At 77.0% G+C, this 2,318-nt stretch carries 2 protein-coding genes; one reads left to right on the top strand and one right to left on the bottom strand.

Annotated elements, in window-relative coordinates:
- Positions 1–118 precede the first annotated feature (118 nt).
- Positions 119–1,534, top strand: a complete 1,416-nt coding sequence (locus CTKZ_RS17185; protein WP_124344088.1) for an MFS transporter — start codon at positions 119–121, stop codon at positions 1,532–1,534.
- A gap of 112 nt (positions 1,535–1,646) precedes the next feature.
- Here the strand turns inward: CTKZ_RS17185 and CTKZ_RS17180 are convergent.
- A partial coding sequence (locus tag CTKZ_RS17180; RefSeq protein ID WP_200829796.1) for a M15 family metallopeptidase occupies positions 1,647–2,318 on the bottom strand: 672 nt, incomplete at its 5' end.

The raw sequence follows: 2,318 nt of genomic DNA, 5'->3' as shown, positions 1-2,318 counted from the left end.
GACCGGCCCCGCTGACGACTCCGGGCCCGCCCGGCCCGCGGCGGGCGCCGACCCGCCGGCGGACGCGCCGGGGCCGGCGGCGCGCGCCGGCACGTCCGCACCGCCGACCTCGACCGTCGTGGAGTACCGGTCCGCGCGGGGACGGTGGGTGCTCGTCGCGACCGTGCTGGGGTCCGCGATCGCGTTCATCGACGCGACCGTCGTCACGATCGCGCTGCCGCGCATCGCCGACGAGCTCGACGCGACGACCGCCGACCTGCAGTGGACCGTCAACGGCTACGCCCTGACGCTCGCCGCGTTCCTCCTGCTCGGCGGGTCGTTGGGCGACCGGTTCGGGCGACGGCGCGTGTTCCTCGTCGGGGTGGTCTGGTTCGCGGTCGCGTCGCTCGCGTGCGCGCTCGCGCCGACCGTCGGGCTGCTCGTCGCGGCGCGCGCCCTGCAGGGCGTCGGCGGCGCGCTGCTCACCCCCGGCTCGCTCGCGATCATCCAGTCGACGTTCGCGGGCGAGGACCGCGGCCGGGCGATCGGCGCATGGTCGGGGCTCGGCGGGATCGCGGGCGCGATCGCGCCGTTCCTGGGCGGCTGGATCGTCGAGGTCACGTCGTGGCGGTGGGTGTTCGGCATCAACCTGCCGATCGCGGCCGTCGTGGTGGTCGTCGCGCTGAAGGCCGTCCCCGAGACGCTCGACCCGGGAGCCGTGCGCCGGCTCGACGTCGCCGGGACCGCGCTCGCCGCCCTCGGCCTCGCGGCCCTCACGTGGGCCTTCACGGCGTGGACGGAGGACGGTGCCCTCCGGCCCACGGTCGCGGCGGTGCTCGCTGCAGGCGTGCTCGCACTCGTCGCGTTCGTGCTCGTCGAGTCGCGCGCGGCGGCGCCGCTCGTGCCACCGCGACTGTTCCGCTGGCGCCCGTTCGCGGGCACCAACGCGGCGACGCTGGTCGTGTACGCGGCGCTGTCGGGCGTCTTCTTCTTCCTCGTCGTCACGCTCCAGGTGGTGTCGGGCTACTCGCCGCTCGCCGCGGGCCTCGCACCGGTCCCCGTCACGCTGCTTCTCCTGCTGCTGTCGTCGACGTCCGGTGCGCTCGGCGTGCGGCTCGGTCCGCGCCTGCCGATGACCGTCGGTCCGCTCGTGTGCGCCGGCGCGACCGTGCTGCTCGCCGGGATCGGCCCGTCCGCCCCGTACCTGACGGACGTCCTCCCGGGCGTCCTGCTGTTCGGGCTCGGGCTCGCGGCGGTCGTCGCGCCGCTCACCACGACCGCGCTGGCGTCCGCGCCGGACCACCTCGCGGGCGTGGCGTCGGGCGTCAACAACGCGGTCGCGCGCGTCGCCGGGCTCCTCGGGATCGCGGTCCTGCCGCTCGTCGCGGGCGTCGGCAGCGCCGGGCTCACCGACCCCGGCACGCTCGCCGACGCGCACCGCGTCGCGATGCTCGTGTGCGCCGGGCTGCTCGCGGTGGGCGGCGCGGTGTCGTGGTTCACGGTCCCGTCGTCGGCCGACGCCGTCCGCCCGCCCGCCGACCGGCACGAGGTCTGACCCGCCGCGTCGCCGGTGGCCGTCGGTCGCTGCCGGTGAGTCGCGGACGCCCGCTCAGCCCCCGCGCCAGCGGGCCGCGGGTCTCGGCGGGCCGCCTGACGGCCCCGCCGGATCAGCCGCGGTACTCGAAGTGCCAGTACTCGGGGTTCGAGCCGTTCTGCCGCGCCCACGACGGCACGACCCACCCGTACGACGGCCCGTTCGCGACCAGCCACTCGCGCTGCGGCGTGCCCCAGCCGTACTCGCACGGCAGCTCGGGGACGTCCATCGCGAGCCCGGTCCCGTGCGACGACGTGCCCGGCACCGCCGCGATCGTCCCGAGCGCCTCGCGCATCGCGACCTGCGTCGCGTAGTCGCGGTAGGTGAGGTCCAGGTCGAGGTCGTGCCCGAACCGCGCCCGGAACGCCACGTTGAGCCGCTCGAGCGCGGCGGTCGCGTCGTTGCGCAGGTAGTACGGCGTGCCGCGCGGGTCGACGTCCCACGACACGGCCGTGAGCGCCGACGGCGGCAGCTTCCCGTTGGACCCGTCGCCGCCGTCGGTCGCGGGCGACGTGTAGAACGGCGGGCCGTTGTACGTCGTCCGGCACGACGGCGGCGTCCCCGTCGCCGCGCCGCCGCTGCTCCCGTTCCCGTCGCTGCTCGGGGTTGTCGGGCGGGCCGCGCGCGCCGCCGCGGCGTCCTGCGCCTGCTGCCACTCGGCCTGCGCCTGCGCGACCGTCGCGTGCGCGGCACCGAGCGTCGCGGCGACCCGTCGAGCCGTCGCCACCGACGGACCGGGCGTCGC

The organism is Cellulomonas algicola (genome assembly GCF_003851725.1).
In the GTDB taxonomy this organism is placed as follows: domain Bacteria; phylum Actinomycetota; class Actinomycetes; order Actinomycetales; family Cellulomonadaceae; genus Cellulomonas; species Cellulomonas algicola.
The sequence above is the reverse complement of the archived record's forward strand: the minus strand, read 5'-3'. Positions and strand labels throughout refer to the sequence as shown.